Raw genomic sequence first — 26,431 nt, forward strand, 5'->3', positions numbered from 1 at the left:
GGCCCCGGCGGCCGGCAGGACAACGCCCGGGCGACGCTCGCCCTCACCTCCCGCGACGTCCGCTCCTCCGTCGTCCGGCTGCCCCGACGGTCCACGGCGACGGGGACCACGGCTTCATGGCGGCGCTGATCGGCATCGCCCGCGAGAAGGGCGTGGCCGGCTATGTCGGCGACGGCTCCAACCGCTGGCCGGCCGTGCACCGCTCGGACGCCGCCCGCCTGTTCCGGCCGGCCCTGGAGGACGCCCCCGCCGGCTCCACGCTGCACGCGGTGGGCGTGGAGGGCGTCCCGCTGCGGGCCGTCGCCGAGGTCATCGGGCGCCACCTCGGCGTCCCCACGGCCTCCGTCTCCCCCGAGGACGCGGCCGGTCACTTCGCCTGGCTGGGCGGCCTCGTGGGGGTCGACGGCTCGTCCTCCGCCGCGCTGACCCGTGAGGCGCTCGGCTGGCGGCCGGCCTGTCCGGGGCTGCTCGAAGACCTCGACCAGGACCACTACTTCGCCTGACAGCACAAGGCCGCAGGCACCTGGGGCAAGGTGCCTGCGGCCGGTGGTGCTCAGCCGTGCAGGGCCAGCGCGCCCTTCGCCGGGACGGTCGCCGTCAGCGTGCCGCCGTCGCCGACCTGCACCGTGTTTCCGTCGCAGGCGTCCGGGGAAGCCTGCGCCACGTTGCAGTACGTGCCCGCCGGGAGCGAGGTGGAGAACGTCTCGGTCAGCTCGCCCTCCCCGTTGTTGAGGGCCACGAACCCCTTGTCGCCCCGGCCGAAGGCGATCGCCGACGAGCCGTTGTCCCACCAGTCGGTCAGCTCCGCGCCCTCGGTCGCGTTGTGGAAGCCGACCATGCCGGTGATCGCGGTCCGCGCGTGCGTGCAGGTCCAGCCGTCGTCCCCGCAGGCCGCCGCGCCGCCGTTCGGCGGGCCGGCGTCCTTGTCCGACCACTCGTAGCCGGAGAAGACGTTCGGCGAACCGTAGGGCGAGGCCAGCATGAAGACGTTGGCCAGGGTGTAGGCCGCGCCGTCCTTGTAGGTCAGCGTGGAGCCGTTGCGCTCGGTGTCCCAGTTGTCGACGAACGTACGGGCGCTCCCGCTCGCCAGCTTGCCGTCGGCCACGCCTCGCAGCCCGCTGATGCCGCCGCCCTGGAAGGCGCTCTTGAGGTGGCCGCCGTAGCGGAACTCGTCCACGTCGCCCACGCCCGTGTACTCCTCGGGCTGGACCGCCTCGCCGCCGCCGTGGATGACCTCGCCGACCCAGTAGCCCGGGTCGGCCGTCTTGCCCTTGATCGCGGCGATGTCGTCGGCGGCCATGTGCTTGGCGGCGTCGATGCGGAAGCCGTCGACGCCGAGGCCCCGCAGGTCGGAGAGGTAGGCGGCGATCGTCGTACGGACGGCGTCGCTGCCGGTGTCCAGGTCGGCGAGGCCCACCAGTTCGCAGGTCTGGACGTCGTCGCGGTCGCCGTAGTCGCTGATGTCCTTGCGGCAGCCGTGGAAGTCCTGGTCCTGGAAGTACCCGGGGTAGTCGTACTTCGTGTACGCGGTGCCGCCGGTCCCGGTGCCGGAACCGGACGACATGTGGTTGATGACCGCGTCGGCGACGACCTTCACCCCGGCCGCGTGGCAGCTCTCCACCATCGAGGCGAACGCCTCACGGTCGCCGAGGCGCCCGGCGATCCGGTAGCTGACCGGCTGGTACGAGGTCCACCACTGGTCGCCCTGGATGTGCTCGGAGGCGGGCGAGACCTCCACGTACCCGTAGCCGGCCGGGCCCAGCGAGTCCGTACACGCCTGGGCCACCGCGTCGTACTTCCACTCGAACAGGGTGGCCGTGACGGTCTTCTCGCCCGGCGGGGTGGCCTGGGAGGTCCAGGGGGTGAGCGCGGTGACGCCGGCGGCTGCGAGCAGCCCGGCCAGCGTCACGCGGAGGGCGCGGGAACTCAATTGCGGCTCCTTCGGTCGCGGGTACGGAAATGGGGTCCGTACCCTGCGGGGGCGGCCACGCGCCTGGCCACCGTGGGGGGAGTTCGGAGCCTGCCGCTGTGGCGGTGAGCACGTCAAGAGATCACGCAAGAAATTCCAGCGGGTTTCTGAAATGTTTTGCCGGGCAGGCGAGTCGGCGATACGGGAGCAGTGGGCCCCGCGTCGTCACTGGTCACGGCGGTGCACCGCGAGCACCGTCACCACCCCCGCCGCCAGCGCCCACAGGACGTAGCCGGTCCAGGCACCCGTCTCCGACCACGGGTAGAGCGTGGGCGCGGTCTGCGGGAACACCACGTCCGTCAGCCGCTCCCACCCGCTGAGCGGCAGCGCGTGCCGCAGCACCGCCGTCAGGTGCCGCCGGTCGCTGAGGATGACCGGGAGCAGGAGCAGCACCACCACGCACGCCACGACCGAGGTCCCCGTGTGCCGGATCACCGTGCCGATCGCCAGTCCGGCGAGCGCGGCGACCGGGGCCAGCAGCGCGGAGGCGATGAGGACCTGGAGCGCTCCGGGGTGGCCGAGGGAGACGGACGCGCCGCGGCCGGACAGGATGGCCTGCGTCGAGGCGAACGAGGCGGCGGCGACGAGCACGCCGAAGACCGTGCTGACGGCGGCGAGGACGAGAACCTTGGCGGCCATCACCGCGCGGCGGGCCGGGACCGCGGTGAACGTGGTGCGGATGAGCCCGCTCCCGTACTCGCCGGTGACCGAGACGGCGCCGATCGCGGCGAGGGCGAGGACCAGCACCAGGGCGGAGTTCTCGGTGAAGGCGTCGGCGAGCGCCAGGCCGTGGGAGACGAAGAACTCCTGGCTCCGCACGTCGTGCTGGTACCAGTACTTGTAGTGGTCGTAGGCGGTGCCGGCGTTGAACGCGACGACGGCCAGGGCGCTGAGCGCGTACAGCCAGGGCGTCGAGCGCAGCGACCACATCTTCAGCCACTCGGCGGCGAGCAGGTCGGTGAAGCGGGCGCGGGGCTCGTCGTGCGTCGTGCGGCCGGCGGGTGCGGTGGTCGTCGCCGTGGTCATCGGTGGTCTCCTGCGAGGTATTCGGCGCTGTCCGCGGTGAGTTCCATGAACGCCTCCTCCAGCGAGGCGCCGAGGGTGGTCAGTTCGTGCAGCAGGACCCGGTGGCGCAGGGCGAGTTCGCCGATGCGCTCGGCGGGCAGACCGGTCACGGTGAGCCGGTCGCCCTCCCCCGTGACCGAGGCACCCTCGCCGGTCAGCAGCGGGGTCAGCGCGGCGCTGTCGGGGGTGCGCACGGTCACGCTCAGCCGCGTGGAGCGGGCGGCGAACGCGGTCAGGGACTCGGCGGCGATGAGTGCGCCCCGGCCGATGACGACGAGCCGGTCGGCGGTGTTCTCCATCTCGGTCATCAGGTGGCTGGAGACGAACACGGTGCGGCCCTCGGCGGCGAGCCCGCGCAGCAGCCCGCGCACCCACAGCACGCCTTCCGGGTCGAGGCCGTTGAGCGGCTCGTCGAAGAGCAGGACGGGCGGATCGCCGAGCAGGGCGGTGGCGATGCCGAGGCGCTGGCGCATCCCGAGCGAGAAGCCGCCGATGCGGCGGCGGGCCGCTCCCGCGAGGCCCACTTCCGCCAGGACTTCACCGGCCCGGGCGGCCGGGATGCCGTTGCTGCGGGCCAGCACGGCGAGGTGGGCGTGGGCGGTGCGGCCGCCGTGGACGTCGCCCGCGTCGAGGAGGGCGCCGACGTGCCGCAGCCCGCGCGGGTGGTCGCGGAACGGCCGGCCCCGGAGGGTGGCCGTTCCGGCGGTCGGTTCGACCAGGCCGAGGAGCATGCGCAGGGTCGTGGTCTTGCCGGCCCCGTTGGGTCCGAGGAAGCCGGTCACCTCGCCCGGCCGCACGGTGAAGGTGAGGTCGTCGACGGCGGTGGAGTCGCCGTATCGCTTGGTCAGTCCGTTGACTTCGATCACGAGATCCACTCTGGTGGCCGCCACCGGGCCCCGTCGTCGGACCGCCGCTGACACCTGCCGGGCCGAGGGCCACCCGTGGGTGTACAACCGTGGGCCGATGCGGGCCGGTTGGGCGCTCATTACGATCGGCACCATGGCTCCTTCGCCCCTTCTGCCGCTGCTCAAGCGCGTCCCACCCGGCGCGTGGGTGGCGGCTGCCTGGTACGCGGGCGTGGTGCTCACCTTCCTCATGCGGGTCAGGCTGCCCGGCGAGTACGAGGCGTCCGTCCGGCCCGGGGTCCTCTACTACCGGTGGGACGGCCTGCTGACGCAACTGCTGTCCACGGCGCTGCTGATGGCCGGCTGCCTGCGGCTCACCCGGCGTCCGCTGCCGGCCATGGCGATGCTGCTGGGCGCCGCCGCGCTCGCCACCATGCCGCTCAGCGTGGCCGAGATACCGCTCGCCCAGTTCCTGGCGGTCGACGTGGCCCTGTACTTCGTCGCCGCCACCCGGCCGATGCGCACGGGCGTCGTCGCCCTGCTCATGTCGCTCGCCGTGCTCGTCGCCTTCGTGAGCAGCCGGGCCCTCGCCGGCTGGGTCGCGGGCACGTCGTCGGAGCTGGCCGTCGCGCTGACGGCGGCCGTCGCCTGGCTGGTGGGCCGCTCGGTGTACGAGAGCCGCAGGCACGAAGCGGACCTGACGGCCCGGGCGACCGACCGGGCGCTCGTGGCCGAACGGCTGCGCATCGCCCGCGAGATGCACGACATGGTGGCGCACAGCGTCGGCATCATCGCCCTCCAGGCGGGCGCGGCGGCCAGGGTGGTGCACACCCAGCCGGACGCCGCCCGGGAGGCGATGAGCGCGGTGGAGAGGGCCGGCCGGGAGACGCTGTCGGGGCTGCGCAGGATGCTGGGCGCGCTGCGCGAGACCGGGCCGGGGCAGGACGGGGCAGCGGCCGGGAGCGCGCCGCTGCGCCCGGCCGAGGGCCTGGCCGATGTGGACCGGCTGGCGCGGGCCACGACCGCCGCGGGGGTCCGGGTCGACGTGCGGTGGCGGGGCGAACGGCGGGCGCTGCCGCCGGACATCGACCTGTCGGCGTTCCGGATCATCCAGGAGTCGGTGACCAATGTCGTCCGCCATGCCGCCACCGACGCGTGCCGGGTCCTGGTCGAGTACGGCGCGGACGAGGTGGCCATCGAGGTCGCGGACCGGGGCCGGGGCGCCGGCCGGGGCGCGTCCACCGGGTTCGGCCTGGTCGGGATGCGGGAGCGGGTGGCCCTGCTGCACGGCGAGTTCGCCGCCGCCCCGGACCCGGGCGGAGGTTTCCGGGTGATGGCCCGGCTGCCGGTGCCCGCGCGGGAGGCGATATGAGCCAGGACACGGCCGCGGCGGCGCCCGCGGTCCCGGTCCGGGTGGTGCTCGCGGACGATCAGCCGCTGGTGCGGACCGCGCTGCGCATGGTCATGGCCGACACCCCCGACATCGAGGTGGTCGGCGAGGCGGGCACGGGCGACGAGGCGGTCCGGCTGGCCGCGCGGCTGGCGCCCGATGTCGTCGTGATGGACATCCGGATGCCCGGCATGGACGGGATCGAGGCGACCGAGCGGATCGCCGCGGCGGGCGGCGATCCGCGTGTGGTGGTCCTGACGACGTTCGACGACGACGATTACGTGTACGGGGCGCTGCGCGCCGGGGCGGCCGGCTTCCTGGTCAAGGACATGGCGCTGGACGACATCCTGGCGGCGGTCCGTGTGGTGGCGGCGGGGGACGCCCTCATCGCGCCGAGCGTCACCCGGCGGCTGATCGAGGAGTTCGCGAACCGTCCCGCCTCCCCGTCCGCCCGGCCGCCGCTCACCGCGATCACCGACCGGGAGCGCGAGGTGCTGGTGCTGGTCGGCGGCGGGCTCTCCAACGCGGAGATCGCCGAGCGCCTGGTCATCAGCGTCGCCACGGCGAAGACGTATCTGACCCGGCTGCTCGCCAAGCTCGGCGCGCGGGACCGGGTGCAGCTGGTCATCATCGCGTACGAGGCGGGGCTGGTCTCCCCCGGCCGGTGAAGGCGCCGGAGGCCGTGGCCGCCGCTACAGCCAGCCCTTCTCCCGGGCCATGCGGACGGCCTCGGCGCGGTTGCGGGCGGCCATCTTCTGGATCGCCATCGAGAGGTAGTTGCGGACCGTGCCCTGGGAGAGGTGGAGCGTGGCGGCGATCTCCGCGTTGGTCGAGCCGTCCGCCGCGGTGCGCAGCACCTCGCGCTCCCGCTCGGTCAGCGGGCTCGCCCCGTCGGCGAGGGCGGCGGCGGCCAGGGTGGGGTCGATGACGCGTTCGCCGGCGAGCACCTTGCGTACCGCTTCGGCGAGTTGGGAGGCGGGGGCGTCCTTCACCAGGAAGGCGTCCGCGCCCGACTCCATCGCGCGGCGCAGATAGCCGGGCCGGCCGAAGGTGGTGACGACGACGACCTTGACGTCCGGAAGGGCGTCGCGCAGCTGGGCCGTCGCGTCGATGCCGGTCATGCCGGGCATCTCGATGTCCAGGAGGGCCACGTCGATGCCGTGTTCCCGGGCCGCCGCCAGGACCTCGTCGCCCCGGGCGACCTGGGCGACCACCTCGATGTCGGGTTCCAGACCCAGGAGCGCCGCCAGGGCCTCGCGCACCATGGACTGGTCCTCCGCGAGGAGGAGTCTGATCATGCTCATTCCGCGGATCCTAGGCCGGATTCGAACGGAACGCTGAGGACCATGGTGAAGCCTTTGCCGGAGCGGGGGTGGGTGGCCCGGGTGGTGAGGGTGCCGCCGACGGTGGCGAGCCGTTCGGTGAGGCCGGTGAGGCCGTTGCCCGGCCGGGTGCCGGTGGCGCCGCGCCCGTCGTCGGCGACGGCGAGTTCGAGGACGCGCCCGTCGAGCGTCTGGCGCGGGGCCAGGGTGACCGTGCAGCGGTGCGCGCCACTGTGGCGCACGACGTTGGTGACGGCCTCCCGCAGCCCCCAGGCGAGTACCTCCTCCGGCTCCTCGGGCAGGCCGTCGGGGACCTCGGCGGTGACCTCTGCGGTGACTCCGGCGGCGGCCAGCGCGGTCCGGGCTCCCGCCAGTTCGCCGGGGAGGGTCGGCCTGCGGTAGCCGGTGACGGCGCTGCGCACGTCCACCAGCGCCTGGCGGCTGACCTGTTCGATGTCGGCGACCTGGGCGGCGGCCCGCTCGGGCTGGTCGGGGAGCATCCGCCCGGCCAGCTCGCTCTTGAGGGTGATCAGGGAGAGGGAGTGGCCGAGCAGGTCGTGCAGGTCGCGGGCGAGGCGGAGGCGTTCCTCGTTGGCGGCGAGCTGGGCGACGGTGGCGCGGGCCTCCCGGAGCTGGATCGTGGTGCGGATCATCTGCCGGATGCCGGTCATCGCGAAGCCGCCGAGCAGGGCCGGGAAGGCCAGCGCGCTGATGACCTCCCTGGGGTGTCCGCGGGCCGCGCCGATGCCGATCAGGACGGCGGTCACGAGCGGGATCAGCCAGCGGGCGGTCGACAGGGGCAGGGTGGCCCCGACGGAGACCGAGACGTAGACGAACAGCACCAGCCACGGGGTGCCCAGCGTCAGGGACAGCACGACGGCCAGGACCCCCAGGAAGGCGAGCGCGGAGCGTACCCGGACCGGGGCGAGCGCCTTCGAGGTGTGGCGGTAGACCAGGAGCAGGTAGCTGCCGACGAACACCAGCAGGCCGAGCGTCCCCAGTGCCGTCGCCCACGCGGTGTGGCGGGCGTCCACGAGGTCCTTCACCGGGGCGCTCATGAAGGCGAGCCAGATCCCGATCCACAGGGCCTTGAGCCTCATCTGCTTGCGCCGCTCCGGTGGGCTGCCGACGCCCACCGACGTCTCGTCCTCGTTCACGCCTTCAAGGTGTCCTTCCGGTAGAGCCAGGCCGCACCGCCCGCGAAGAGCAGGAAGTAGGCGCAGAGGACGGCGACATCCTCGGCGTGCGGCGCGCCGCCCATCTCGACGGCCTGGCCGAGTGCAGCGTACGCATGTGTGGGAAGCCACTCGGAAATGTTCTGGAGCCACTGCGGGAAGGTGGCGCTCGGCATCCACAGGCCGCCGAGGATGGAGAGCCCGAAGTAGATGATCATCGTGACCGGGCGGACCGCGTCACCGCTGGCGAGGTAGCCGATGGCGACGCCGAGCGCGGCGAAGACGAGCGAGCCGGCCCAGATGACGCCGGTCAGCGCGCACCACTGCCACAGGTCGAAGCGGACGCCTTTGACCGCGGCGGCGACGAGGAAGACGACGACGATGCAGGGCAGGGTGACGATGGCGGCGCCGGCGATCTTGGCCAGGACGTAGCCGCGGCCGGGCAGCGCGGTCAGCCTCAGCTGGCGCACCCAGCCCTTCTCGCGCTCCTTGGCGATGCGTTCGCTGTTGCCCATCAGGACGGCGGTCAGCGCGCCGAAGGAGGCCATGGAGACCATGAAGAAGGACTGGAGGGTCAGATCGGTGCCCGCCACCGTGTCGGTGGTGTTCTGGGTGCCGGAGATCAGCAGGTAGATCACCGAGGGGTAGATGACCGAGAAGAACATGAACTTCTTGTTCCGCAGGGTGCGGGTCACTTCGAGCCTGATGAGGGCCCACGAGATGAGATTCAGCATGAAGCCTTGGCCTCCTCGGCCTCGGTGATGGCGACGAATGCCTGTTCCAGGCCGAGACCGGCGACTTCCAGTTCGCGCGGGTAGAGGCCGAGGCCGTAGACGGCGTGCACGGTCGCGTCCGCGTTGTGCGACTGGATGCGCACCCGCCGGCCGCTGACGTCGAGCGTGGAGAGGAACGGCAGCCCGCGCAGGGCCGCCTCGTCGACGGGCCCCTCCAGTTCGAAGGAGATCCGGCGGGCCCCCGCCTTGGCCTTGATCTCGGCGGCGGTGCCGTCGGCGAGGAGGCGGCCCTTGTGCAGGACCAGGACGCGGTCGGCGATCGCGTCGGCCTCTTCGAGGTAGTGGGTGGCGAACAGGACGGTACGGCCCTGCTCGGCCTGCTCGCGCATGGTGGCCCAGAATGCCTGGCGGGCGGTCACGTCCATACCGGTGGTCGGTTCGTCCAGCACGATCAGGTCGTTGGCGCCCGCGGTGGCGAGGGCGAACCGTACGCGCTGCTCCTGGCCGCCGGAGAGCTTGTTGACCATCCGGCCGGCGATCGACGCGACGCCCGCCCGGGCCAGCACCTCGCTCACCGGGTGGGGGCGGGGGTGCAGGCCGCAGACCAGGCGGACCAGTTCCTCGACGGTGACGTCCTCCATCAGGCCGCCGCTCTGCAGCATGGCGCCGACCCGGCCGGCCGCGATGGCCTCCTGCGGGGACGTGCCGAAGAGGCGGACGCTGCCGGAGTCGGCGGGGCGCAGGCCGAGGAGGAGGTCGAGGGTGGAGGACTTCCCGGCGCCGTTGGGGCCGAGCAGCGCCACGGTCTCGCCGGGGTGCAGGTCGAGGGTGAGCCCGTCGACGGCGCGTACGTCTCCGTATGCCTTGGTGACCTGGTCGAAGCTGACCACCGCGGTCCTCGCCGCGGTCGCTTCGGTGGCTGTCGTTGTCATGCGTCCAGCCTGGCCGACCGGGTGGTGCGCGCGGCAGGGTCACGGGTCGTGGATACGGGATGACAGATGTCATCCCCCGAGGATGACGGGCGGGCACGGACCCGGTCCGGGAACGCCGCCGCCCCCGGCCGGAGGTCCGGCCGGGGGCGGTGGCACGCGGTGCGGGCGGTGGCACGCGGTGCGGGCGCGGTCAGCCGTTGCCGTCGAGGTCGATCGTGACGGTCCGCTCGGCCTCGGTCCTGCCGAGCAGCGCGCCCTTCATGGCGAGGGCCACGTCGTCCGCGCTGAGCTGGCGCTTGTTGCCGTCGCTCTTGGTGATCATGACGCCGTCGAAGACGCCCCCGCAGAGCTGTTCGATGGCCTTCTTGTCGTAGGAGTCGACGAGCTTGCCGTCGACCGCCTTCATCGACAGGATCTGCGGCAGCGACTTGGCCGGGCCGAACGGGATCTGCCTCCCGCCCGCCTTGATGACGACCAGGCCGGACATCGCGGGCTCGGCGAACTCCTTCATCGCCCGGTCCAGTTCGGCCTGGGTGATGGTGGGCTCCCTGGTGACGACGGGCAGCTGGACGGTGTTCGTACGGCCGGTCTCGACCTGGGCGCGGTAGGCGTCCCGGACGGAGACGACCGACTTGTTCACGTCGAGCGCCTTGCCGGCCGTGCCGGGTACGGCGACGGCCTTGCCCGGCTCGAACTTGATCGTCCCGTCCTTCGCGGTGCCCGAGACACCGGCCAGGTCCTGCAGCGCGACGGCGAGCTTCTCCCGGTCCACCGGGAACACCGGCTCGACGGTCCGCTCACCGCCGAAGAGCGAACCGATGACGGAGACCGGGTTGTAGTCGCTGCCCGCCGCGGAGCGCACGGTCGCCTGGCTGTCCAGGGAGAGCCCGGCCTTGTCCGGCGCCAGCTGCGTCTTCTTGCCGTCGACGCTCAGCTGGAGCGGGGCCGCGGCGCGCTTGGCGAGCGCGGCGTCCAGCTTCTCGACGCCCTGCTCCTTCGTGCCGCCGCCGATGTCGACGCCGAGCACGGTGGTGCCCTTGGGCACGTCCGAGTGGTTCATCAGCAGCCCGGCACCGTACGCGACACCCAGCAGGCAGACGGCCGCGACGCCGAGCAGCACCAGCTTGGAGCGGCCCTTCTTGGCGGGGGCGCCCGGCTTCGGGGCGGTACGGGCGGCCGGGGCCGGCGGCTGCGGGGCGAAGCCGTCCTGCCCGGCGGGTCCGGTGCCCATCGGGTCGGCCGGGGCGCGGCCGGGGCCGTCGCCGCCCGGGAACGGGGACGCGGACCGGTCGCGCCGGTCGCCGGGCACGACGGGGATGCCGCTGTTCAGCGTGTCACCCGAGACGTTGTCGCCGGGGCCGCCGGGCTGCGGGAACTGCGGGGTCAGCACCGCGGTGTCGTCGGACATCCGCGGCGGCACCCCGCCGGGGCCGCCGGGCCGCTGCGCCCCGGGGCCCGCCTGGCCGCCGGGGCCCATGCCCGGCGGGAAGGGGCCGGGGCCGTCGAGGTTCGGGGTGAGCGCCGAGCTGCCGGCGGCCGGGCCCGTGGTGGGACCTGACGGGCCGGGGGTGCGGACCCCGGGGTTCGGCGTGGAGCGCGGGCCGTCGCCGGGGACGTCCGGGCCCTCGGGGAGGTCGCGCTGCGGGCCGTCCGAGAAGTACGGCAGGTCGGTGCGCGGCCCCGAGGGCCGGTTCACGCGGCCGGGGGCCTGGCCGCCGGGAAGGGCACCGGGTCCGCCCGGACCGGTGGGAGCGCCGGGGCCGCCCGGAACGCCCTGGCCCGCCGGGGCGCCGGGAGCGCCCGGGCCGGTGGCGGGGAAGCCCGCGCCGTCCGTGCCGCCGCCGGACTGCCCGTCCGCCGGGGGCTTGGCGGCCGCCGGGGGCTTGCGCGGAGCGAACCAGTCGCTGCCGCTCTTCTCCCTGGCCGGCTTCTCCGGGGCGGGTTCGGCCGCCGGGGCGGCCTCCTCGCCGGACTCCGCCGCCGGTGCCGGGGGCGTCTGCCGCGCGCCGCCCTGCGCCGGGGTGCCCGGGCGCGGGGTCTCGGCGGTCCGCTCGCTGCCGCCCTCGGCGTCGCTCATCGGCGTACGCATGACAACCGGCGGGATGGGACGCGAGCCCGGGATGTTGATCCGGATACGCGTCGTCAGGGTCGTCTCGGTCTTCGGCTCTTCGGACCGTCCGGGACCGTCGGATTCCGGGGTCTCCCCCGAGGCGTCCTGCGACGGATACTGGCGGGATCCGTACGGCGGCGTACCCGAGGGGTACGCGGCTCCTCCGCGACCCTGGGGCCCGGAGGACGAACTGTCAGTTTCACGACTCAAAGCAGGTTCTCCCGATTGGCTCCGCCGCCCGTGCTTCCCCCGTGCCGCAGCCCGGGCGCGCGAACCACCTTACTGGGCGGTGCGGACAGACACCCCGCGACCGGGGGAAACGACGGCGCACCCCCGGACGGACAGGGGGCATTACGGGATCGGACGTGGCACATTACTTGGCAGGTCGGCCGCTGTCGGCCCGTCTACCGGGGCGAGCGCGACAAGGTGGCACAGATCACAGCGATGGCCATCCCGCCCAGCATGTAGAGCGCGAGGCCCAGCGCGTCACCGAAGACGTAGTCCCCTTCGGGCCGCCCGTTGAGCAAAAGAATGACCGAAATCAGCCACCCCGCCGCGGGCGCCAGGGCCCCCGCCTGGGTGCCCGTCAGGGTGCGGCCGCCGTAGAAGAGGCCGGCCAACGCGGCCAGGGCGAGGATCAGTCCGCCGGGGAACCAGGCGGGCTGGACCAGCGCCCCGGCGATCCCGACGAGGGCGCCGAGGACCAGCAGGCCGAACAGGGCGGCGATTGCGCCGGGGTTGAGCGGCGAGGCCATACCGGTGGCCGGAATGTCCTGCTTCGGCGCTTCCGTCCGGCCGGCCCGCGCCCTGCTGCTGCCGCTCACCGTCCGGCCTCCGTCAGGCCCGCGAAGAGATCGTGTTCGAGCTCTGCCTTCGGAGCGCCCGATGGGCCCGGGGTGCCCGTGACCAACTCGTAGTACTCGACGGTGAAAAGGGGCTGGCCGAGGTCGTTCGAGAGGGCGAAGTAGGGCTCCTGGACGGCGATCTGGGTGGCGTGCGCCCGCATCGCCGCGGCCTTCGCCTCCGCGTGCCCCGTGCCGTCGATCAGGGTGGTGACGAGGGTGTCGTCCGCCACACCCGGGACGTCCTCGATCGCGGCGATCCCCGGGAACGCGTCGGGGGCTTCCGCGCGCAGACCGGCGAACGCCTTCTCGGCGACCGAGCGCGGCACCCGGTTCCAGTAGACCTTGGCGACGGTGTGCGGGGCGGAGCCGGGGCGGTACGCGGCGTCGGCGGCCAGTTCCGCGGCACGGGTGGCGACCCGGTGCGCCTGGATGTGGTCGGGGTGCCCGTAGCCCCCCTCGGGGTCGTACGTCACCAGGACCTGGGGGCGCACCTCGCGGATCACGTCCACGAGGTGTCCGGCGGCCTCGTCCACGTCGGCCGACCAGAAGGCGCCGGGACGGCTGTTCTGCTCGGCGCCCATCATCCCGGAGTCCCGGTAGCGGCCCGGGCCGCCGAGGAAGCGGTGGTCGGTGACGCCCAGCGCCTCCATGGCCGCCGCGAGTTCGCCGCGGCGGTACGGGCCCAGGGTGTCGTCCCGGTCCGCGGCGAGATGGGCGAGCGCGGGCGGGATGACCTCGCCCTCCTCGCCGAGCGTGCAGGTCACCAGCGTGACCAGGGCGCCTTCGGCCGCGTACCTGGCCATGGTGGCGCCGTTGTTGATCGACTCGTCGTCCGGGTGCGCGTGCACCAGGAGCAGCCGCCGGGCGGGGAGGTCCGTCATGGGGACCACCCTACGAGCCGGCGGCTCCGCGCACCGACGACGGCCGGGGGTGAGGCAGTGGCGTCAGAACTTGATGCCCCCGATCATGCCGGCCACATTCGTGGTCAGCTCGGAGATGGTGGGCGCGATGGACGAACTGGCGAGATAGAAACCGAGCAGCGCGCAGACGACCGCATGTCCCCCCTTCAGTCCGGATTTCCGGATCAGCAGGAAGACGATGATCGCCAGCAGCACCACCGCCGAAATCGAGAGCGCCACGGCGGTTCACCTCCATCTGTACGGTCGGGACGGGCAGCACGCATGGAGCCAGCAGGTTCATACCCACCGAGCGCTACGGATCATAACTATCCGTGGCAAGGCATTGATCGGGGCACAGCAGCACGAGGGGCGCACGGACGGGGGCGGCCGATAGGTTCGGCCCATGACTTCGTCAGAGATCACCTTTCCGCTCCAGTTCGCCCGGACGATGAGATTCACCCTCGGGGCGCCTCGCGCGTTCACGGTTTCACCCGACGGTGGACGCGTGGTCTATCTGCGTTCGGGCTCCGGCACCGACCGTTCGGGCCGGCTCTGGGTGCTGGACGTGGCCGAGGGCGCCGCCCCGCGCGAGCGGCTGGTGGCCGATCCCTCGGCGCTGCTGGGCGGTTCGCAGGAGCGTCTGTCGGCGCAGGAGCGCGCCCGCCGGGAGCGCAGCCGCGAGGGGTCGTCGGGGATCGTGGGCTACGCGGTGGACGCGGCGGCAAAGTTGGCGGCGTTCGCGCTCTCGGGGAAGGTGTACGTCGCGGATCTGCTCTCCGGTACGGCGCGTGCGCTGCCCGTACCGGGGCCGGTGATCGACCCGCGCCCCTCCCCGGACGGGCGGCACGTCGCCTATGTGTCCAAGGGCGCGCTGCGCGTCGTGGGCGCCGCCGGCGAGGACGACAGGGCGCTCGCGGAGCCCGAGGACGCCCATGCCGCGTACGGACTCGCGGAGTTCATCGCGGCCGAGGAGATGGGCCGCTCAAGGGGCTTCTGGTGGTCGCCCGAGTCGGACCGGCTGCTCGTCGCCCGGGTGGACGACAGCCCGGTGAGGCGGTGGTGGATCGCGGACCCCGCGCACCCGGACCGCAGGCCGGCCGAGGTCGCGTACCCGGCGGCCGGCACGCCCAACGCCGTGGTGGGGCTCCAGGTGGTGGGCCTGGACGGCAAGCGCGTCGAAGTGGTGTGGGACCGGGCCCGGTTCCCGTACCTGGCGCGGGTGCACTGGTCGTCGCACGGGGCGCCGCTGCTGCTCGTGCAGGCCCGGGACCAGCTCAGTCAGCTGTGCCTCGCGGTGGACCCGGAGACCGGGGCGACCCGGACGGTGCACGCGGACGAGGACCCGGTGTGGCTGGAGCTCTTCCCCGGGGTGCCCGCCTGGGCGCCGGACGGGCGGCTGGTGCGGATCGCGGACGAGGGCGGGGCGCGGGTCCTGGCGGTCGGCGACCGGCCGTTGACCGGGGCGCAGTTGCACATCCAGTCGGTGCTGGACATCGGGGGCTCCGACGTCCTGGTGGCGGCGTCGGCGGGCGAGGAGGCCGCCGCGCCGGAGACCGGCGAGAGCCATGTGTACCGGGTCAACGAGCTGGGCGTCGAGCGGGTCTCGGAGGGCGTGGGCGTGCACACGGCGGTCCGCTCCGGCCGGGTGACGGTGCTGGTCTCGGCGTCGCCCGAGCGGCCGGGGACGACGGCGCGGGTGCTGCGCGACGGCAAGGAGATCGCGACGGTCGGGAGCCACGCGCAGCGCCCGGTCCTGTCCGCCCGGCCGGTGCTCACCGAAGGGGGCGCACGGCGGATTCCGTGCGCCGTGCTGCTCCCCACCGGGTACTCGGAATCGGACGGTCCGCTTCCGGTCCTGATGGACCCGTACGGCGGGCCGCACGGCCGCCGGGTCCTCGCCGCCCACAATCCGCACCTCACCTCGCAGTGGTTCGCGGACCAGGGCTTCGCGGTGGTCGTCGCGGACGGGCGGGGCACGCCGGGTCGTTCACCGGCCTGGGAGAAGGCGGTCAAGGACAACCTGGCGCTCACCCTGGGCGACCAGGTGGAGGCCCTCCAGGCGCTCGCGGAGCGCTTCCCGCTGGACCTGGACCGGGTGGGCATCCGGGGCTGGTCGTACGGCGGCTTCCTGGCCGCGATGGCCGTGCTGCGGCGCCCCGACGTCTTCCACGCGGCGGTCGTCGGCGCCCCGGTGACCGACCTGCGGCTCTACGACACGCACTACACCGAGCGCTACCTCGGCGACCCGGCCGGGCAGCCGGAGGTGTACGCGTACAACTCGCTGCTCACCGACGAGGGCCTGTCGCACGCGGCCGAGCAGGTGCGGCCGATGATGATCATCCACGGTCTGGCGGACGACAACGTGGTGGTCGCCCACACCCTGCGGCTGTCCTCGGCGCTGCTCGCCGCCGGCCGGCCGCACGAGGTGCTGCCGCTGAGCGGGGTGACCCACATGACCCCGCAGGAGAAGGTCGCCGAGAACCTGCTGCTGCTCCAGGTGGACTTCCTGAAGCGGTCGCTGGGGCTCTGAGCGGCGCGCGTCCTACCAGCCGGGCGGTGGCTGCGAGGGCGGCGGGGGCGGGCCGAAGCCGCCGCTGCCGCCCTGCGGGTAGCCGTATCCGGGGGCCGGCGGCTGCTGCCCCGGGTACGGGGGCGCGGCCGGTCCCGGCTGCGGCGCGGGGCCGTAGCCCGGCGAGCCGTGCCAGGGGTCCTGGCCCGGTCCGTGCGGCCCCGGCACGTCGGCCAGGCCCCGCGGGGCGAGCGCGATCAGCACGGCCGCGGCGGCGAACGCCTGGAAGAGCCAGCTGACCAGCATGAGCCGGTCCTCGACCGGCAGCGAGCCGAAGTCGTCCAGCAGGTCGTAGTGGACGATCCGGGCCACGCCCAGCGCCCCGCCGGGCAGCAGCAGCGCGGCGGCCACCAGGCCGAACGGCCGGGCGAACGTGGCCCGGGCCACGGCGCTCACCCCGGCGAACACGCAGAGCAGGGCCAGCAGCACGGTGCCCCAGCCCGGCGGCGGGCTGGTCAGCCCCTGCGCGATCCGGTCACCGCCCACGTACCACTCGGGGTAGAGGTCCGGGTACCGCACGCCCTGGCGGATCTCCCAGGCGATCAGCACCGCGCCCGCCGCGCACAGCAGCAGGAACGCCGGGACCGCCGCGCCCGGCCCGGTCCTCGTCGGCGTCCGCTCGTAGCTGTCGGCCGGGGGCCTGCGGCCGGCCGCGGCGGTGATGACCAGCGCGGCGCCCGCCGCGAGGGCCACGAAGGCGCAGACCAGCGCCCGCGAGCGCAGGTCCTCGGCGAACAGGCGGTCCATCCGGCGGTCGTCGATGCTCCAGAGCCCCGGGAGCCGGACGCCGAGCGTGACCACCCCGGCGACGACGAGCGCGGGGGCGCCGACCGGGGAGCGCAGGGCGGCCATGGCGACGGCCACGTAGACCACGAACAGGACGACGTCCATGGCCGAGGTGGCGGGCATCACCTGCGGGCGGGCGTCGTAGAACCCCGCCCAGTACCGCCACAGTTGGCCGAATTCCGCCGCCCTGGCGTCCCGTACCAGCCAGCTCGCGACGATCACCGCGAGCACGCCGCAGAGAACGGCACCGGTGACTCTTGCTCCGCGGGTGAGTATCACCTGAGCGATACTCCCGTGCGTCCGGCCTCCGGACAAGAGGGCCTGCGCCAGGTGGCCCGTACGGCACCGGCCGGGGGGCGTCACACCCCGCCGGCCGGGGGGCGTCACACCCCGCCGGCCGGCCCAACGGCACCCGCACGGCCGTACGTTGTCCATGGTGCCGCGTCCGTATATCGGGGAAGTTGCCCGCGTGTTAACGCCCGGTCAGCTCACCCGGCTGCTTCCGGAGGCCGGCGGGCCTTCGTCGTCGCCGGCGGGCGCCCCGGGGGCTGGGCCGCCCCGGTCCTCGTCCCGCTCCACCGTCTGTGCCGCCTCGGCCGCCTGCGCGGCCGCCTGCGCGGCCGCCTCCTCCTGGCCGCCCTCGCCCGGCACCGGCACCAGCGTGCCCTCCGGCGGGACCACCCGCTTCTCCTCCGCGAAGTGGCAGGCCGAGTCGTGCCGGGCCGGGGTGTCCGTGTCCCGGAAGGCGGCCGGGACGGCCAGCAGCGGCACCTCCAGTTCGCACCGCTCCTGCGCCTTCCAGCAGCGGGTGCGGAAGCGGCAGCCGGAGGGCGGGTTGGCGGGCGAGGGCACGTCGCCGTGCAGGATGATCCGCTCCCGGTGCTCGCGGGCCGTGGGGTCGGGCACCGGCACGGCGGAGAGCAGGGCCTGCGTGTAGGGGTGCGTGGGGTGGTCGTAGATCTCCGCGTCCGTGCCGATCTCGATGAAGCGGCCGAGGTACATGACGCCGACCCGGTCGGAGATGTGCCGCACGATGGACAGGTCGTGCGCGATGAAGACGTAGCTCAGGTTGAACTCCGCCTGGAGCCGGTCCAGCAGGTTGACGACCTGTGCCTGGACGGAGACGTCGAGGGCCGAGACCGGTTCGTCGGCGACGATGATCTCGGGGTTGAGCGCGAGGCCGCGGGCGATGCCGATGCGCTGGCGCTGGCCGCCGGAGAACTGGTGCGGGTAGCGGTTGATGTACTCCGGGTTGAGGCCGACGACGTCCAGCAGGTCCTGGACCCTGCGCCGCCGCTCCCCCTTCGGGGCCACCTCGGGGTGGATCTCGTACGGCTCCCCGATGATGTCGCCCACGGTCATCCGCGGGTTGAGCGAGGTGTACGGGTCCTGGAAGACCATCTGGATGTTGCGGCGCACGGCCTTCATCGCACGGCCGGACAGCTTGGTGACGTCCTCGCCCTTGTACCGGATGGAGCCGGCCGTCGGCTGTTCCAGGTGCACCAGGAGCCGGGCGACCGTCGACTTGCCGCAGCCGGACTCCCCCACCACTCCGAGCGTCTCGCCGGCCCCGAGGTCGAAGGAGACCCCGTCGACCGCCTTGACCGCCCCGACCTGCTTCTTGATCACGATGCCCTGGGTCAGCGGGTAGTGCTTGACGAGGTCGCGCACCTCCAGGATCGGTTCGCGGCCCGCGTACGCGCTCTGCTGCCGCGACTTGGACAGCAGGGTGCGCGCCGCCTCGCCCTCTTCGCGCGCTTCCTTGCGTCCCGAGTGGTCAGCGTGCATCGAGCGTCTCCTTCCAGAAGTGGCAGGCGCTCTGTCGGTGCTCGGCCACGTCGTACAGCGGCGGCACGTCGGTGCGGCAGACGTCCTGGGCCATCGGGCAGCGCGGGTTGAAGGCGCAGCCGGGCGGGATGTGCAGCAGGTTGGGCGGCAGGCCCTTGATCGCGTACAGCTCCTGGCCCTTCTGGTCCAGGCGCGGGATCGAGGCCAGCAGCCCCTTGGTGTACGGGTGAGCGGGTGCTTTGTAGATGTCGTACACGGGCGAGGTCTCGACGATCCGGCCCGCGTACATGACCGCGATCTTGTCGGCGACGTCGGCGACCACTCCGAGGTCGTGGGTGATGAGGATCAGGCCCATGTTCAGTTCGCGCTGGAGTTCCGCGAGGAGGTCCATGACCTGGGCCTGGACGGTGACGTCGAGGGCGGTGGTGGGTTCGTCGGCGATGATCAGCGAGGGTTCCAGGGCCAGCGCCATGGCGATCATGATGCGCTGGCGCATGCCGCCGGAGAACTGGTGCGGGTAGTTGCCGACCCGCTCCTTGGCGGCCGGGATGCGCACCCGGTCCATCAGCTCGACGGCCTTGGCCTTCGCGTCCTTGCGGGACATCCCGCGGTGCACGACGTACATCTCGCCGAGCTGCTCGCCCACGGTCAGGACCGGGTTGAGGGAGGACAGCGCGTCCTGGAAGATCATGGCCATCTCCTGGCCGCGGATCTTCCGGCGCTCCTCCCTCTTCATCTTCAGCAGGTCGCGGTCCTTGAAGAGGACCTCGCCGCCGCTGATCTTCCCGGGGGGCATGTCGAGGATGCCCATGACCGCCTGCGCGGTGACCGACTTGCCGGAGCCGGATTCGCCGAGCACGGCTAGCGTCTCGCCCTCGGCCACGGAGTAGTCGACCCCGTTGACGGCCCTGACGATCCCGTCCCGGGTGTGGAACTCCACGTGCAGATCGCGCACTTCGAGCAACATGGCAGCGGACTCCTCAGCGCAGCTTGGGGTCGAGGGCGTCGCGCACCGCGTCGCCGAGCATGATGAAGGCGAGCACCGTGACGGCCAGCGCGCCGGCGGGCCAGAGGAGCATGTGCGGGGCGTTGCGGATGTACTGGGACGCGGCGGAGATGTCGATGCCCCAGGAGACGGCGGGCGGCTTCAGGCCGACGCCGAGGAACGACAGGGTGGCCTCCAGGGAGATGTACGTGCCGAGCGCGATGGTCGCGACGACGATGACCGGGGCGACGGCGTTCGGCGCGATGTGCCGCAGCATCATGCGCACGTTGGAGGCGCCGAGTGCCCGGGCGGCCTGGACGTAGTCGTTGTGCTTGGCGGTGATGACGGAGCCGCGGGCGATGCGGGCGATCTGCGGCCAGCCGAGGAGCACGATGAAGCCGATCACCGGCCAGACGGTGGAGCTGGTCACCACGGAGAGGAAGACCAGGCCGCCGAGGACGACGGGGATGCCGAAGAAGACGTCGGTGAGGCGGGAGAGGATCGCGTCCCACCAGCCGCCGAAGAAGCCCGCCAGGCCGCCGAGGACGCTGCCGATGAGGGAGACGCCGAGGGTGGAGCAGATGCCGACGGTCACGGAGTTGCGGGCGCCGTGGACTACGCGGGTGTAGACGTCGCAGCCCTGGCCGTCGTAGCCGAAGGGGTGGCCGGGCCGGGAGCTCTCCTGGGCCTTGCCGAGGTCGCAGTCGAGCGGGTCGCCGGAGGCGATGAGCTGCGGCCAGATCGAGATGACCACCAGGAAGAGGATGATCAGCGCGGAGATGATGAAGACGGGGTTGCGGCGCAGGTCGCGCCAGGCGTCGGACCACAGGCTCTGCGGTTTGGCGTCGGGCCCCGTCCCCCCGGGGCCGCCGGGGGTCTTCTCCAGGCTGTCGCCCTCCGCGAGCGCGAGGTCCGTCGGTCCGCCGGCTCCGGCCGGAGAGATCGCCTCGTCCGGTGTCTGCTCAGGCATAGCGGATCCTCGGGTCGAGTACGGCGTAGAGCAGGTCCACGATCAGGTTGGCGGCCAGGAAGACGAGGACCAGGACGGTGACGAACCCGACGACGGTCTGCGAGTTCTGGCGCAGGATGCCCTGGTAGAGCTGGTAGCCGACGCCGTGGATGTTGAAGATCCGCTCGGTGACGATCGCCCCGCCCATCAGGGCGCCCACGTCGGTACCGATGAAGGTGACGACGGGGATCAGCGAGTTGCGCAGCAGGTGCCGGATGATCACGCGGCGCCTGGGCAGCCCCTTGGCGGTGGCGGTGCGGACGTAGTCGGCGCGGGTGTTCTCGGCGATCGAGGTCCGGGTGAGCCGGGTGACGTAGGCCAGGGACACGGAGGCGACCACGAGGCCGGGGATGATCAGCTCGCCCAGCGGCGCATCGGTGGAGACGGACGGTTTGATGACGCCCCACTCGACGCCCAGCAGCAGCTGGAGCAGCAGGCCGGTGACGAAGGTCGGGATCGAGATGACGATCAGCGTCAGGATCAGCACGGTGGTGTCGATCGGGCGGCCCCGGCGCAGTCCGGTGATGACGCCGAGGGTGATGCCGATGACGATCTCGAAGACGATCGCGACGAGGGTGAGGCGGATGGTGATGGGGAAGGCGGTGCCCATCAGCTCGGTGACCTTCTGCCCGTTGAACGCGGTGCCGAAGTCGCCGGTGAAGACGTTGCCCATGTACGTGAGGTATTGCTGCCAGACCGGCTTGTCGAGGCCGAATTCCGTGCGGAGTTGGGCGGCGGTCGCCGGGTCGCACTGGCGGTCGCCGCAGAGACCCGCGATGGGGTCACCCATCACGTTCACCATGAGGAAGATCAGCAGCGTGGTGCCGAAGAAGACCGGGATCATCTGCAGCAGCCGCCGGATCACATAACGTCCCATGAAGGGCTCCCGGGGTCGCGGGGACGGAGGCTGAGGGGTCGCTGGGGACGGGGAAGCCGGGCGGCCGGTGCGGGGAACGCACCGCTCGCCCGGCTCCGGCCGCTACTTGACCTTGATCTGCTCGTACACCGGGACGCTGAACTGGTTCAGCGAGACGTTGGTGACGTTCTCCGAGTAGCCGGCGCTGCCGTTCTGGTACCAGAGCGGGATGACCGGCATCTGCTGGACCATGACCTTCTCGGCGTCCTGGAAGGTGGAGACGGCCTTGGCCTTGTCGGACTCGGCGTTGGCCTTGTTGACGAGGTCGTCGAACTGCTTGTTGTTCCACTTGCCGTCGTTGGACGAGGCGTTGGTGTAGTACACCGGCTGCAGGAAGTTCTGGATGAGCGGGTAGTCCATCTGCCAGCCCGCGCGCCAGGCGCCGTGCAGCTTCTGCTGGGAGACCTGGCTGCGGAAGTCGGCGAAGGTGCCGACGGGGGCGCCGACGCACGCCCTGTTGTTGCCCATGACCTTGTTGATGCTGTTGCAGACGGCGTCGACCCACTCCTTGTGGGAGCCGGTGTCCGCGTTGTACGAGATCTTGAGCTGGCCGCCGGGGATGCCGCCGCCGTCCTCGATCATCTTCTTGGCCTCGGCGGCGTTGTACGTGCACTCCTTGCCGCAGAGGCCCTTCTTGAAGCCGCCCTCCTCGCCGAGGACCGGGGAGGTCCAGTCGGACGCGGGGGTGCGGGTCTTCTGGAAGATCCGGCTGGTGATCTGGTCGCGGTTGATGGCCATCGACAGGCCCTGGCGGACCTTGACGCCGCCGGGGGTGTCCCACTTCTTGTCGTAGAAGGGGAAGGCCAGGGTCTGGATGATGCCGGCCGGGGTGTTGATGTAGCGGTCGCCGAGGTCCGCCTTGACGTTCTTGAGCTGGGAGGCGGGCACGTCGTCCACGAGGTCGAGGTTGCCGGCCGTCAGGTCGGTGTAGGCGGTGTTGTTGTCGGTGTAGACCTTGAGGTCGATGCCGCCGTTCTGCGCCTTGTCGTCCCCGGGGTAGTCGTCCCACTTGCGCAGGCTCATCGCGGAGCCCTTGGTGTACTTGTCGATGGTGTACGGGCCGTTGCCGATCGGCTTGGAGACCCAGGCCGCGTGGTCGGTGAAGAACGCCTTGGGGAGCGGGGCGAAGGCCGGGTAGCCGAGGGTGTCGGGCCACAGGGAGAACTTCTGCGTCAGCTTGACGGTGAAGGTCTTGTCGTCGACGAGCTTGAGGCCGGAGAGCTTGGTGGCACTGGCCTTGCCGGTCTCGGGGTGGACCTTGTCGTAGCCGTCGATGTAGCCGAAGAAGTAGGCGTTCTTCTGGTTGTTCTTCAGCAGGGCGCCGTAGTTCCAGGCGTCCACGAAGGACTTGGCGGTGATCTTCTCGCCGTTGCTGAAGGTCCAGCCGTCCTTCACGGTGACGGTGAAGTTCTGGTTGTCCTTGGTCTCGATCTTCTCGGCGAGCATGTTCGTGGCCTCGCCGGTCTTCGGGTCGTACCTCTTGAGACCCCGGAAGATCATGTCGAGCACCTTGCCGCCCTGCACCTCGTTGGTGTTGGCCGGCTCCAGCGGGTTCTGCGGGTCACCCCAGGAAGAGCTCACGATCCCGTCGGCGCCACCTCCACCGCCGCCGCTGTCGCCCCCGCCGCAGGCCGTCGCCGCCAGGGCGACGGCCGCCGCGCATGCGGCCCACTTGACGTGTGTGGCTCCGCGCATGGAGTGCCTCCTCGTAGTGCTCCGTCTCACGTGAGGTTAAATATCGCCTCATATCGGACACTATGCATGCGCACGCCGCCATCCGGGGGGCGCCTCACCGCGGCGCGGCTGACCATGTGCCACGAGGCCGAGGGGTTCGGCGTCACGAAGAGGCGCCCCGGAACCGATCGGTTCCGGGGCGCCTTCGTCGCGCGGGTGAGGCAGGCGGCTTACGAGGCCGCGTGCACCACGTCCTTCTCCTCCGCGAAGTGGCACGCCGACTCGTGGGCGGCCGGCGACTTCGAGGTCTTGAAGCGCTCGGGGACCGCGAGGAGCGGCACCTCGGTGGCGCACTTGTCCTGGGCCTTCCAGCAGCGGGTGCGGAAGCTGCAGCCCGACGGCGGGTTGGCCGGGGACGGGACGTCACCGGAGAGGATGATCCGCTCGCGGCCCTCGCGGGCCTCCGGGTCGGGGACCGGGACCGCCGACAGCAGCGCCTGGGTGTAGGGGTGCGTCGGGTGGTCGTAGATCTGCGCGTCCGTACCGATCTCGGCCATCTTGCCGAGGTACATGACGCCGACCCGGTCGGAGATGTGCCGGACGATCGACAGGTCGTGCGCGATGAAGAGGTAGGAGAGGTTGAACTCGTCCTGCAGCTTGTCCATCAGGTTGATGACCTGCGCCTGCACCGACACGTCGAGCGCGGAGACCGGCTCGTCGCAGATGATGATCTCCGGGTTGAGCGCGAGGCCGCGGGCGATGCCGATGCGCTGGCGCTGGCCGCCGGAGAACTGGTGCGGGTAGCGGTTGATGTACTCCGGGTTGAGGCCGACGACGTCCAGCAGGTCCTGGACCTTGCGCCGCCGCTCCCCCTTCGGCGCCACCTCGGGGTGGATGTCGAAGGGCTCACCGATGATGTCCCCGACGGTCATCCGCGGGTCCAGTGAGGTGTACGGGTCCTGGAACACCATCTGGATGTTGCGGCGCACGGCCTTCAGCGCTCGCCCGGACAGCTTGGTGATGTCCTGGCCCTTGTAGAAGATCTCGCCGGCCGTCGCCTGTTCCAGCAGCATCAGGACCTTGGCGACCGTGGACTTGCCGCAGCCGGACTCGCCCACGATGCCGAGCGTCTCGCCCGCGTACAGGTCGAACGAGATGCCGTCCACGGCCTTGACCGCGCCGACCTGCTTCTTGAACAGGATGCCCTGGGTCAGCGGGAAGTGCTTGACCAGGTTGCGCACCTGGAGGATCGGCTCCCCCTGGGTGGCCGGCTCCTCGATGGCGGTGACGGCGGCCGCCTCGGTGGACGCCTCGGTCTTCGCCACTTCGGTGACGTTGGGGGTGGCGTCCACGGGCTCCTTGGCGATGTCAGCCATGGATCGTCTCCTTCCAGAAGTGGCACGCGCTGCCGCGGCCGACCAGCTCGGTGCCGTCCAGCTCGGTCACCTGGCTGAGCGCCGGGATGTCCGTACGGCAGACGTCCCGCGCATGGGCACAGCGCGGATTGAAGGCGCAGCCCGGGGGGATGTTCTGCAGGTTGGGCGGAAGGCCCTTGATCGCGTACAGCTCCTGGCCCTTCTGGTCCAGGCGCGGGATCGAGGCCAGCAGCCCCTCGGTGTACGGGTGTGCGGGGCGCTTGTAGATCTCGTGCACCGGTGCGGTCTCGACGATCCGGCCCGCGTACATCACGGCGATCTTGTCGGCGACGTCGGCGACCACCCCGAGGTCGTGGGTGATCAGGATCAGGCCCATGTTGTGCTCGCGCTGGAGCTCCGAGAGCAGGTCCATGACCTGGGCCTGGACGGTCACGTCGAGGGCGGTGGTCGGCTCGTCCGCGATGATCAGGTCCGGCTCCAGGGCCAGCGCCATGGCGATCATGATGCGCTGGCGCATACCGCCGGAGAACTCGTGGGGGTAGTCACCGACCCGCTGCTTCGCGGCCGGGATGCGCACGCGGTCCATCATCTCGATGGCCTTGGCCTTGGCGTCCTTGCGGGACAGGCCGAGGTGGGCGCGGAACATCTCGCCCAGCTGGAACCCCACGGAGAGAACGGGGTTGAGCGAGGACAGCGCGTCCTGGAAGATCATCGCCATCTTGGCGCCGCGCAGCTTGCGGCGCTCGCTCTCGGGCATGGACAGGATCTCCTGCCCCTGGAAGTAGATCTCGCCGCCGGATATCCGTCCGGGCGGGCTGTCCAGGATGCCCATGATCGCCTGCGCGGTGACGGACTTGCCCGAGCCGGATTCACCGAGCACGGCGAGGGTCTCGCCCGCGTTCACGCTGTAGCTGACACCGTTGACCGCTTTGGTCACGTTGTCGCGGATCTTGAACTCCACATGGAGGTCCCGGACGTCGAGCAGCGGTGCGGCCTTCGCCGGCTCGCCGCCGACGCCGGCTGTCTCGGCGCTGGTCATGTCATCACCTCTGGCTTGCTTGTTCAGCTTGCTTGCGCTCATCGCGATGCCTCACCGGAGCTTCGGGTCGAGTGCGTCGCGCAGACCGTTGCCCAGCAGGACGAAGCCGAGAGCGGTGACGACGATGGCGAGACTCGGGTACATCCACATGAAGTCCTTGACTCCCATGAAGTCCCGGCCGGCCGCGACCATGTTGCCCCACTCGGCGACCTCCGGCGGCACGCCGACGCCGAGGTAGGAGAGGGACGCCTCGGCCACGATGGCGATACCGACGTTGCTGGTCGCGTAGACCAGGACGGCGGTGAGCGAGTTGGGCAGGATGTGCCGCCGGATCGTCCGGAACTGGCTCGCGCCCAGGGCCCGGGCGGCGTGCACGTAGTCCATCTCGCGCACCGAGAGGATCTGGCTGCGCAGCAGGCGGGCGAAGGTGGCCCAGGAGAAGATGCCCAGCGAGAGCACGACGGGCAGGACGCCGCGGCCCATCAGCAGGATGACGACGATCGCGCCGATGAGGAGGGGGAACGCGAAGAAGACGTCCGCGACTCGCATGATCACCGAGTCGATGGCGCGGCCGAAGTAACCGGCCAGGGCGCCCAGGATGATCCCGATCGTGCAGGCGACGAAGATCGACGCCATACCCACGATCATCGCGATCCGGCTGCCGTAGATGAGACGCGACAGCTGGTCACGGCCGAGCGAGTCGGTACCGAGAAGGTGGTCCCCTCCCGGTGCCTGGAGCGTGTTGGCGAGGTTCTGCTTGAGCGGATCGTACGGCGCCAGAAGCGGTGCGAAGATCGCGACGAGTACCAGGACGACCAGGATGAAGAGACCGACGACGGCGAGCTTGTTGGCGAAGAAGCGGGCCCGGATGTCTGACCACTGGCTCACCCGGACGACGGCCGGCTCGGCGCCCTGCGTCTCCGTGGCGGGACCGGCCGCCGCCGGCCCCTCCTTGCCCGTGACGAGTTCAGTCATGATGTAACTCCTATTTCGGACAACTCAA

The 26,431-nt window shown here is 71.8% G+C and carries 23 protein-coding genes and 1 pseudogene; 4 read left to right on the top strand and 20 right to left on the bottom strand.

The genetic code is table 11. The features are described from left to right. Positions 1-12: 12 nt before the first annotated feature. Positions 13-503 (top strand): annotated as a pseudogene (locus tag E6R18_RS25555) (3-beta hydroxysteroid dehydrogenase); the annotation flags it as partial. 50 nt (positions 504-553) lie between these two features. Here the strand turns inward: E6R18_RS25555 and E6R18_RS25560 are convergent. From E6R18_RS25560 to E6R18_RS25570, 3 genes are all read right to left on the bottom strand, one after another. Continuing rightward, the gene (locus tag E6R18_RS25560; protein WP_136319259.1) at positions 554-1,930 is read right to left on the bottom strand and encodes an alpha-amylase family protein; all 1,377 of its coding nucleotides are present in this window, start codon (positions 1,928-1,930) and stop codon (positions 554-556) included. 204 nt (positions 1,931-2,134) lie between these two features. After that, positions 2,135-2,995, bottom strand: coding sequence for an ABC transporter permease (locus E6R18_RS25565; protein WP_136319260.1), 861 nt, complete (start codon positions 2,993-2,995; stop codon positions 2,135-2,137). Further along, positions 2,992-3,900, bottom strand: coding sequence for an ATP-binding cassette domain-containing protein (locus E6R18_RS25570; protein WP_136319261.1), 909 nt, complete (start codon positions 3,898-3,900; stop codon positions 2,992-2,994). Before E6R18_RS25570 ends, E6R18_RS25565 begins: the two co-directional genes overlap by 4 nt. A gap of 133 nt (positions 3,901-4,033) precedes the next feature. Here E6R18_RS25570 and E6R18_RS25575 point away from each other — a divergent pair, with 133 nt between their 5' ends. Next, positions 4,034-5,251: a sensor histidine kinase gene (locus E6R18_RS25575; protein WP_136319262.1), complete on the top strand. Its 1,218-nt coding sequence runs from the start codon at positions 4,034-4,036 to the stop codon at positions 5,249-5,251. Continuing rightward, on the top strand, positions 5,248-5,937 hold the full coding sequence (locus E6R18_RS25580) for a response regulator transcription factor (protein WP_136319263.1): 690 nt from the start codon (positions 5,248-5,250) through the stop codon (positions 5,935-5,937). Before E6R18_RS25575 ends, E6R18_RS25580 begins: the two co-directional genes overlap by 4 nt. A gap of 24 nt (positions 5,938-5,961) precedes the next feature. On the opposite strand, the gene E6R18_RS25585 is transcribed toward E6R18_RS25580, so the two are convergent. From E6R18_RS25585 to E6R18_RS25620, 8 genes are all read right to left on the bottom strand, one after another. After that, positions 5,962-6,573: a response regulator transcription factor gene (locus E6R18_RS25585; protein ID WP_136319264.1), complete on the bottom strand. Its 612-nt coding sequence runs from the start codon at positions 6,571-6,573 to the stop codon at positions 5,962-5,964. After that, on the bottom strand, positions 6,570-7,748 hold the full coding sequence (locus E6R18_RS25590; RefSeq protein WP_136319265.1) for a histidine kinase: 1,179 nt from the start codon (positions 7,746-7,748) through the stop codon (positions 6,570-6,572). Before E6R18_RS25590 ends, E6R18_RS25585 begins: the two co-directional genes overlap by 4 nt. After that, positions 7,745-8,500: an ABC transporter permease gene (locus tag E6R18_RS25595; protein ID WP_136319266.1), complete on the bottom strand. Its 756-nt coding sequence runs from the start codon at positions 8,498-8,500 to the stop codon at positions 7,745-7,747. The genes E6R18_RS25590 and E6R18_RS25595 overlap by 4 nt, the downstream gene beginning before the upstream one ends. Next, positions 8,494-9,432 (bottom strand): ABC transporter ATP-binding protein, encoded by a 939-nt coding sequence (locus tag E6R18_RS25600; RefSeq protein ID WP_136319267.1) that lies wholly within the window; start codon positions 9,430-9,432, stop codon positions 8,494-8,496. Before E6R18_RS25600 ends, E6R18_RS25595 begins: the two co-directional genes overlap by 7 nt. Before the next feature lie 190 nt (positions 9,433-9,622). Next, complete coding sequence (locus E6R18_RS25605) at positions 9,623-11,509, bottom strand: hypothetical protein (RefSeq protein WP_136319268.1); 1,887 nt, start codon at positions 11,507-11,509, stop codon at positions 9,623-9,625. Positions 11,510-11,946: 437 nt separating this feature from the next. Then, positions 11,947-12,366, bottom strand: coding sequence for a DUF6113 family protein (locus tag E6R18_RS25610; protein WP_136319269.1), 420 nt, complete (start codon positions 12,364-12,366; stop codon positions 11,947-11,949). Continuing rightward, complete coding sequence (mshB, locus tag E6R18_RS25615) at positions 12,363-13,268, bottom strand: N-acetyl-1-D-myo-inositol-2-amino-2-deoxy-alpha-D-glucopyranoside deacetylase (RefSeq protein ID WP_136319270.1); 906 nt, start codon at positions 13,266-13,268, stop codon at positions 12,363-12,365. The genes E6R18_RS25610 and mshB overlap by 4 nt, the downstream gene beginning before the upstream one ends. A gap of 63 nt (positions 13,269-13,331) precedes the next feature. Continuing rightward, positions 13,332-13,526, bottom strand: coding sequence for a hypothetical protein (locus tag E6R18_RS25620; protein ID WP_018100847.1), 195 nt, complete (start codon positions 13,524-13,526; stop codon positions 13,332-13,334). A 163-nt stretch (positions 13,527-13,689) separates the two neighbouring features. Here E6R18_RS25620 and E6R18_RS25625 point away from each other — a divergent pair, with 163 nt between their 5' ends. Beyond that, a complete protein-coding gene (locus E6R18_RS25625; protein WP_168712432.1) occupies positions 13,690-15,816 on the top strand; it encodes a prolyl oligopeptidase family serine peptidase in 2,127 nt (708 codons plus the stop codon). Positions 15,817-15,828: 12 nt separating this feature from the next. Here E6R18_RS25625 and E6R18_RS25630 read toward each other — a convergent pair whose 3' ends face one another. The 9 genes from E6R18_RS25630 to E6R18_RS25670 form a co-directional block, all read right to left on the bottom strand. Continuing rightward, a complete protein-coding gene (locus tag E6R18_RS25630; RefSeq protein WP_240799851.1) occupies positions 15,829-16,920 on the bottom strand; it encodes a hypothetical protein in 1,092 nt (363 codons plus the stop codon). A gap of 204 nt (positions 16,921-17,124) precedes the next feature. Beyond that, positions 17,125-18,429, bottom strand: coding sequence for a dipeptide ABC transporter ATP-binding protein (locus E6R18_RS25635; protein WP_136319271.1), 1,305 nt, complete (start codon positions 18,427-18,429; stop codon positions 17,125-17,127). Then, positions 18,419-19,396: an ABC transporter ATP-binding protein gene (locus E6R18_RS25640; protein ID WP_136319272.1), complete on the bottom strand. Its 978-nt coding sequence runs from the start codon at positions 19,394-19,396 to the stop codon at positions 18,419-18,421. The genes E6R18_RS25635 and E6R18_RS25640 overlap by 11 nt, the downstream gene beginning before the upstream one ends. A gap of 13 nt (positions 19,397-19,409) precedes the next feature. After that, a complete protein-coding gene (locus tag E6R18_RS25645) occupies positions 19,410-20,384 on the bottom strand; it encodes an ABC transporter permease (protein WP_136319273.1) in 975 nt (324 codons plus the stop codon). Next, positions 20,377-21,300, bottom strand: a complete 924-nt coding sequence (locus tag E6R18_RS25650; RefSeq protein ID WP_136319274.1) for an ABC transporter permease — start codon at positions 21,298-21,300, stop codon at positions 20,377-20,379. The genes E6R18_RS25645 and E6R18_RS25650 overlap by 8 nt, the downstream gene beginning before the upstream one ends. Positions 21,301-21,402: 102 nt before the next feature. Then, entirely contained in the window at positions 21,403-23,034 is a 1,632-nt protein-coding gene (locus E6R18_RS25655; protein WP_136319275.1) for an ABC transporter substrate-binding protein, read from the bottom strand. A gap of 209 nt (positions 23,035-23,243) precedes the next feature. Beyond that, positions 23,244-24,389, bottom strand: a complete 1,146-nt coding sequence (locus E6R18_RS25660; RefSeq protein WP_136319276.1) for a dipeptide ABC transporter ATP-binding protein — start codon at positions 24,387-24,389, stop codon at positions 23,244-23,246. Further along, the gene (locus E6R18_RS25665; protein ID WP_136319277.1) at positions 24,382-25,428 is read right to left on the bottom strand and encodes an ABC transporter ATP-binding protein; all 1,047 of its coding nucleotides are present in this window, start codon (positions 25,426-25,428) and stop codon (positions 24,382-24,384) included. Before E6R18_RS25665 ends, E6R18_RS25660 begins: the two co-directional genes overlap by 8 nt. Before the next feature lie 51 nt (positions 25,429-25,479). Further along, positions 25,480-26,403, bottom strand: coding sequence for an ABC transporter permease (locus E6R18_RS25670; protein ID WP_136319278.1), 924 nt, complete (start codon positions 26,401-26,403; stop codon positions 25,480-25,482). Positions 26,404-26,431: the final 28 nt, after the last annotated feature.

Source organism: Streptomyces sp. A1277, assembly GCF_004795015.1.
Lineage (GTDB): Bacteria > Actinomycetota > Actinomycetes > Streptomycetales > Streptomycetaceae > Streptomyces.

What these genes read in the sequence shown, in the direction of transcription:
- E6R18_RS25565 (WP_136319260.1), bottom strand. Translation starts at nt 2,995, where the DNA reads ATGACCACGGCGACGACCACCGCACCCGCCGGCCGCACGACGCACGAC.
- E6R18_RS25575 (WP_136319262.1), top strand. Translation starts at nt 4,034, where the DNA reads ATGGCTCCTTCGCCCCTTCTGCCGCTGCTCAAGCGCGTCCCACCCGGC.
- E6R18_RS25580 (WP_136319263.1), top strand. Translation starts at nt 5,248, where the DNA reads ATGAGCCAGGACACGGCCGCGGCGGCGCCCGCGGTCCCGGTCCGGGTG.
- E6R18_RS25585 (WP_136319264.1), bottom strand. Translation starts at nt 6,573, where the DNA reads ATGAGCATGATCAGACTCCTCCTCGCGGAGGACCAGTCCATGGTGCGC.
- E6R18_RS25595 (WP_136319266.1), bottom strand. Translation starts at nt 8,500, where the DNA reads ATGCTGAATCTCATCTCGTGGGCCCTCATCAGGCTCGAAGTGACCCGC.
- E6R18_RS25600 (WP_136319267.1), bottom strand. Translation starts at nt 9,432, where the DNA reads ATGACAACGACAGCCACCGAAGCGACCGCGGCGAGGACCGCGGTGGTC.
- E6R18_RS25605 (WP_136319268.1), bottom strand. Translation starts at nt 11,509, where the DNA reads ATGAGCGACGCCGAGGGCGGCAGCGAGCGGACCGCCGAGACCCCGCGC.
- mshB (WP_136319270.1), bottom strand. Translation starts at nt 13,268, where the DNA reads ATGACGGACCTCCCCGCCCGGCGGCTGCTCCTGGTGCACGCGCACCCG.
- E6R18_RS25625 (WP_168712432.1), top strand. Translation starts at nt 13,690, where the DNA reads ATGACTTCGTCAGAGATCACCTTTCCGCTCCAGTTCGCCCGGACGATG.
- E6R18_RS25635 (WP_136319271.1), bottom strand. Translation starts at nt 18,429, where the DNA reads ATGCACGCTGACCACTCGGGACGCAAGGAAGCGCGCGAAGAGGGCGAG.
- E6R18_RS25640 (WP_136319272.1), bottom strand. Translation starts at nt 19,396, where the DNA reads ATGTTGCTCGAAGTGCGCGATCTGCACGTGGAGTTCCACACCCGGGAC.
- E6R18_RS25645 (WP_136319273.1), bottom strand. Translation starts at nt 20,384, where the DNA reads ATGCCTGAGCAGACACCGGACGAGGCGATCTCTCCGGCCGGAGCCGGC.
- E6R18_RS25650 (WP_136319274.1), bottom strand. Translation starts at nt 21,300, where the DNA reads ATGGGACGTTATGTGATCCGGCGGCTGCTGCAGATGATCCCGGTCTTC.
- E6R18_RS25655 (WP_136319275.1), bottom strand. Translation starts at nt 23,034, where the DNA reads ATGCGCGGAGCCACACACGTCAAGTGGGCCGCATGCGCGGCGGCCGTC.
- E6R18_RS25660 (WP_136319276.1), bottom strand. Translation starts at nt 24,389, where the DNA reads ATGGCTGACATCGCCAAGGAGCCCGTGGACGCCACCCCCAACGTCACC.
- E6R18_RS25665 (WP_136319277.1), bottom strand. Translation starts at nt 25,428, where the DNA reads ATGACCAGCGCCGAGACAGCCGGCGTCGGCGGCGAGCCGGCGAAGGCC.
- E6R18_RS25670 (WP_136319278.1), bottom strand. Translation starts at nt 26,403, where the DNA reads ATGACTGAACTCGTCACGGGCAAGGAGGGGCCGGCGGCGGCCGGTCCC.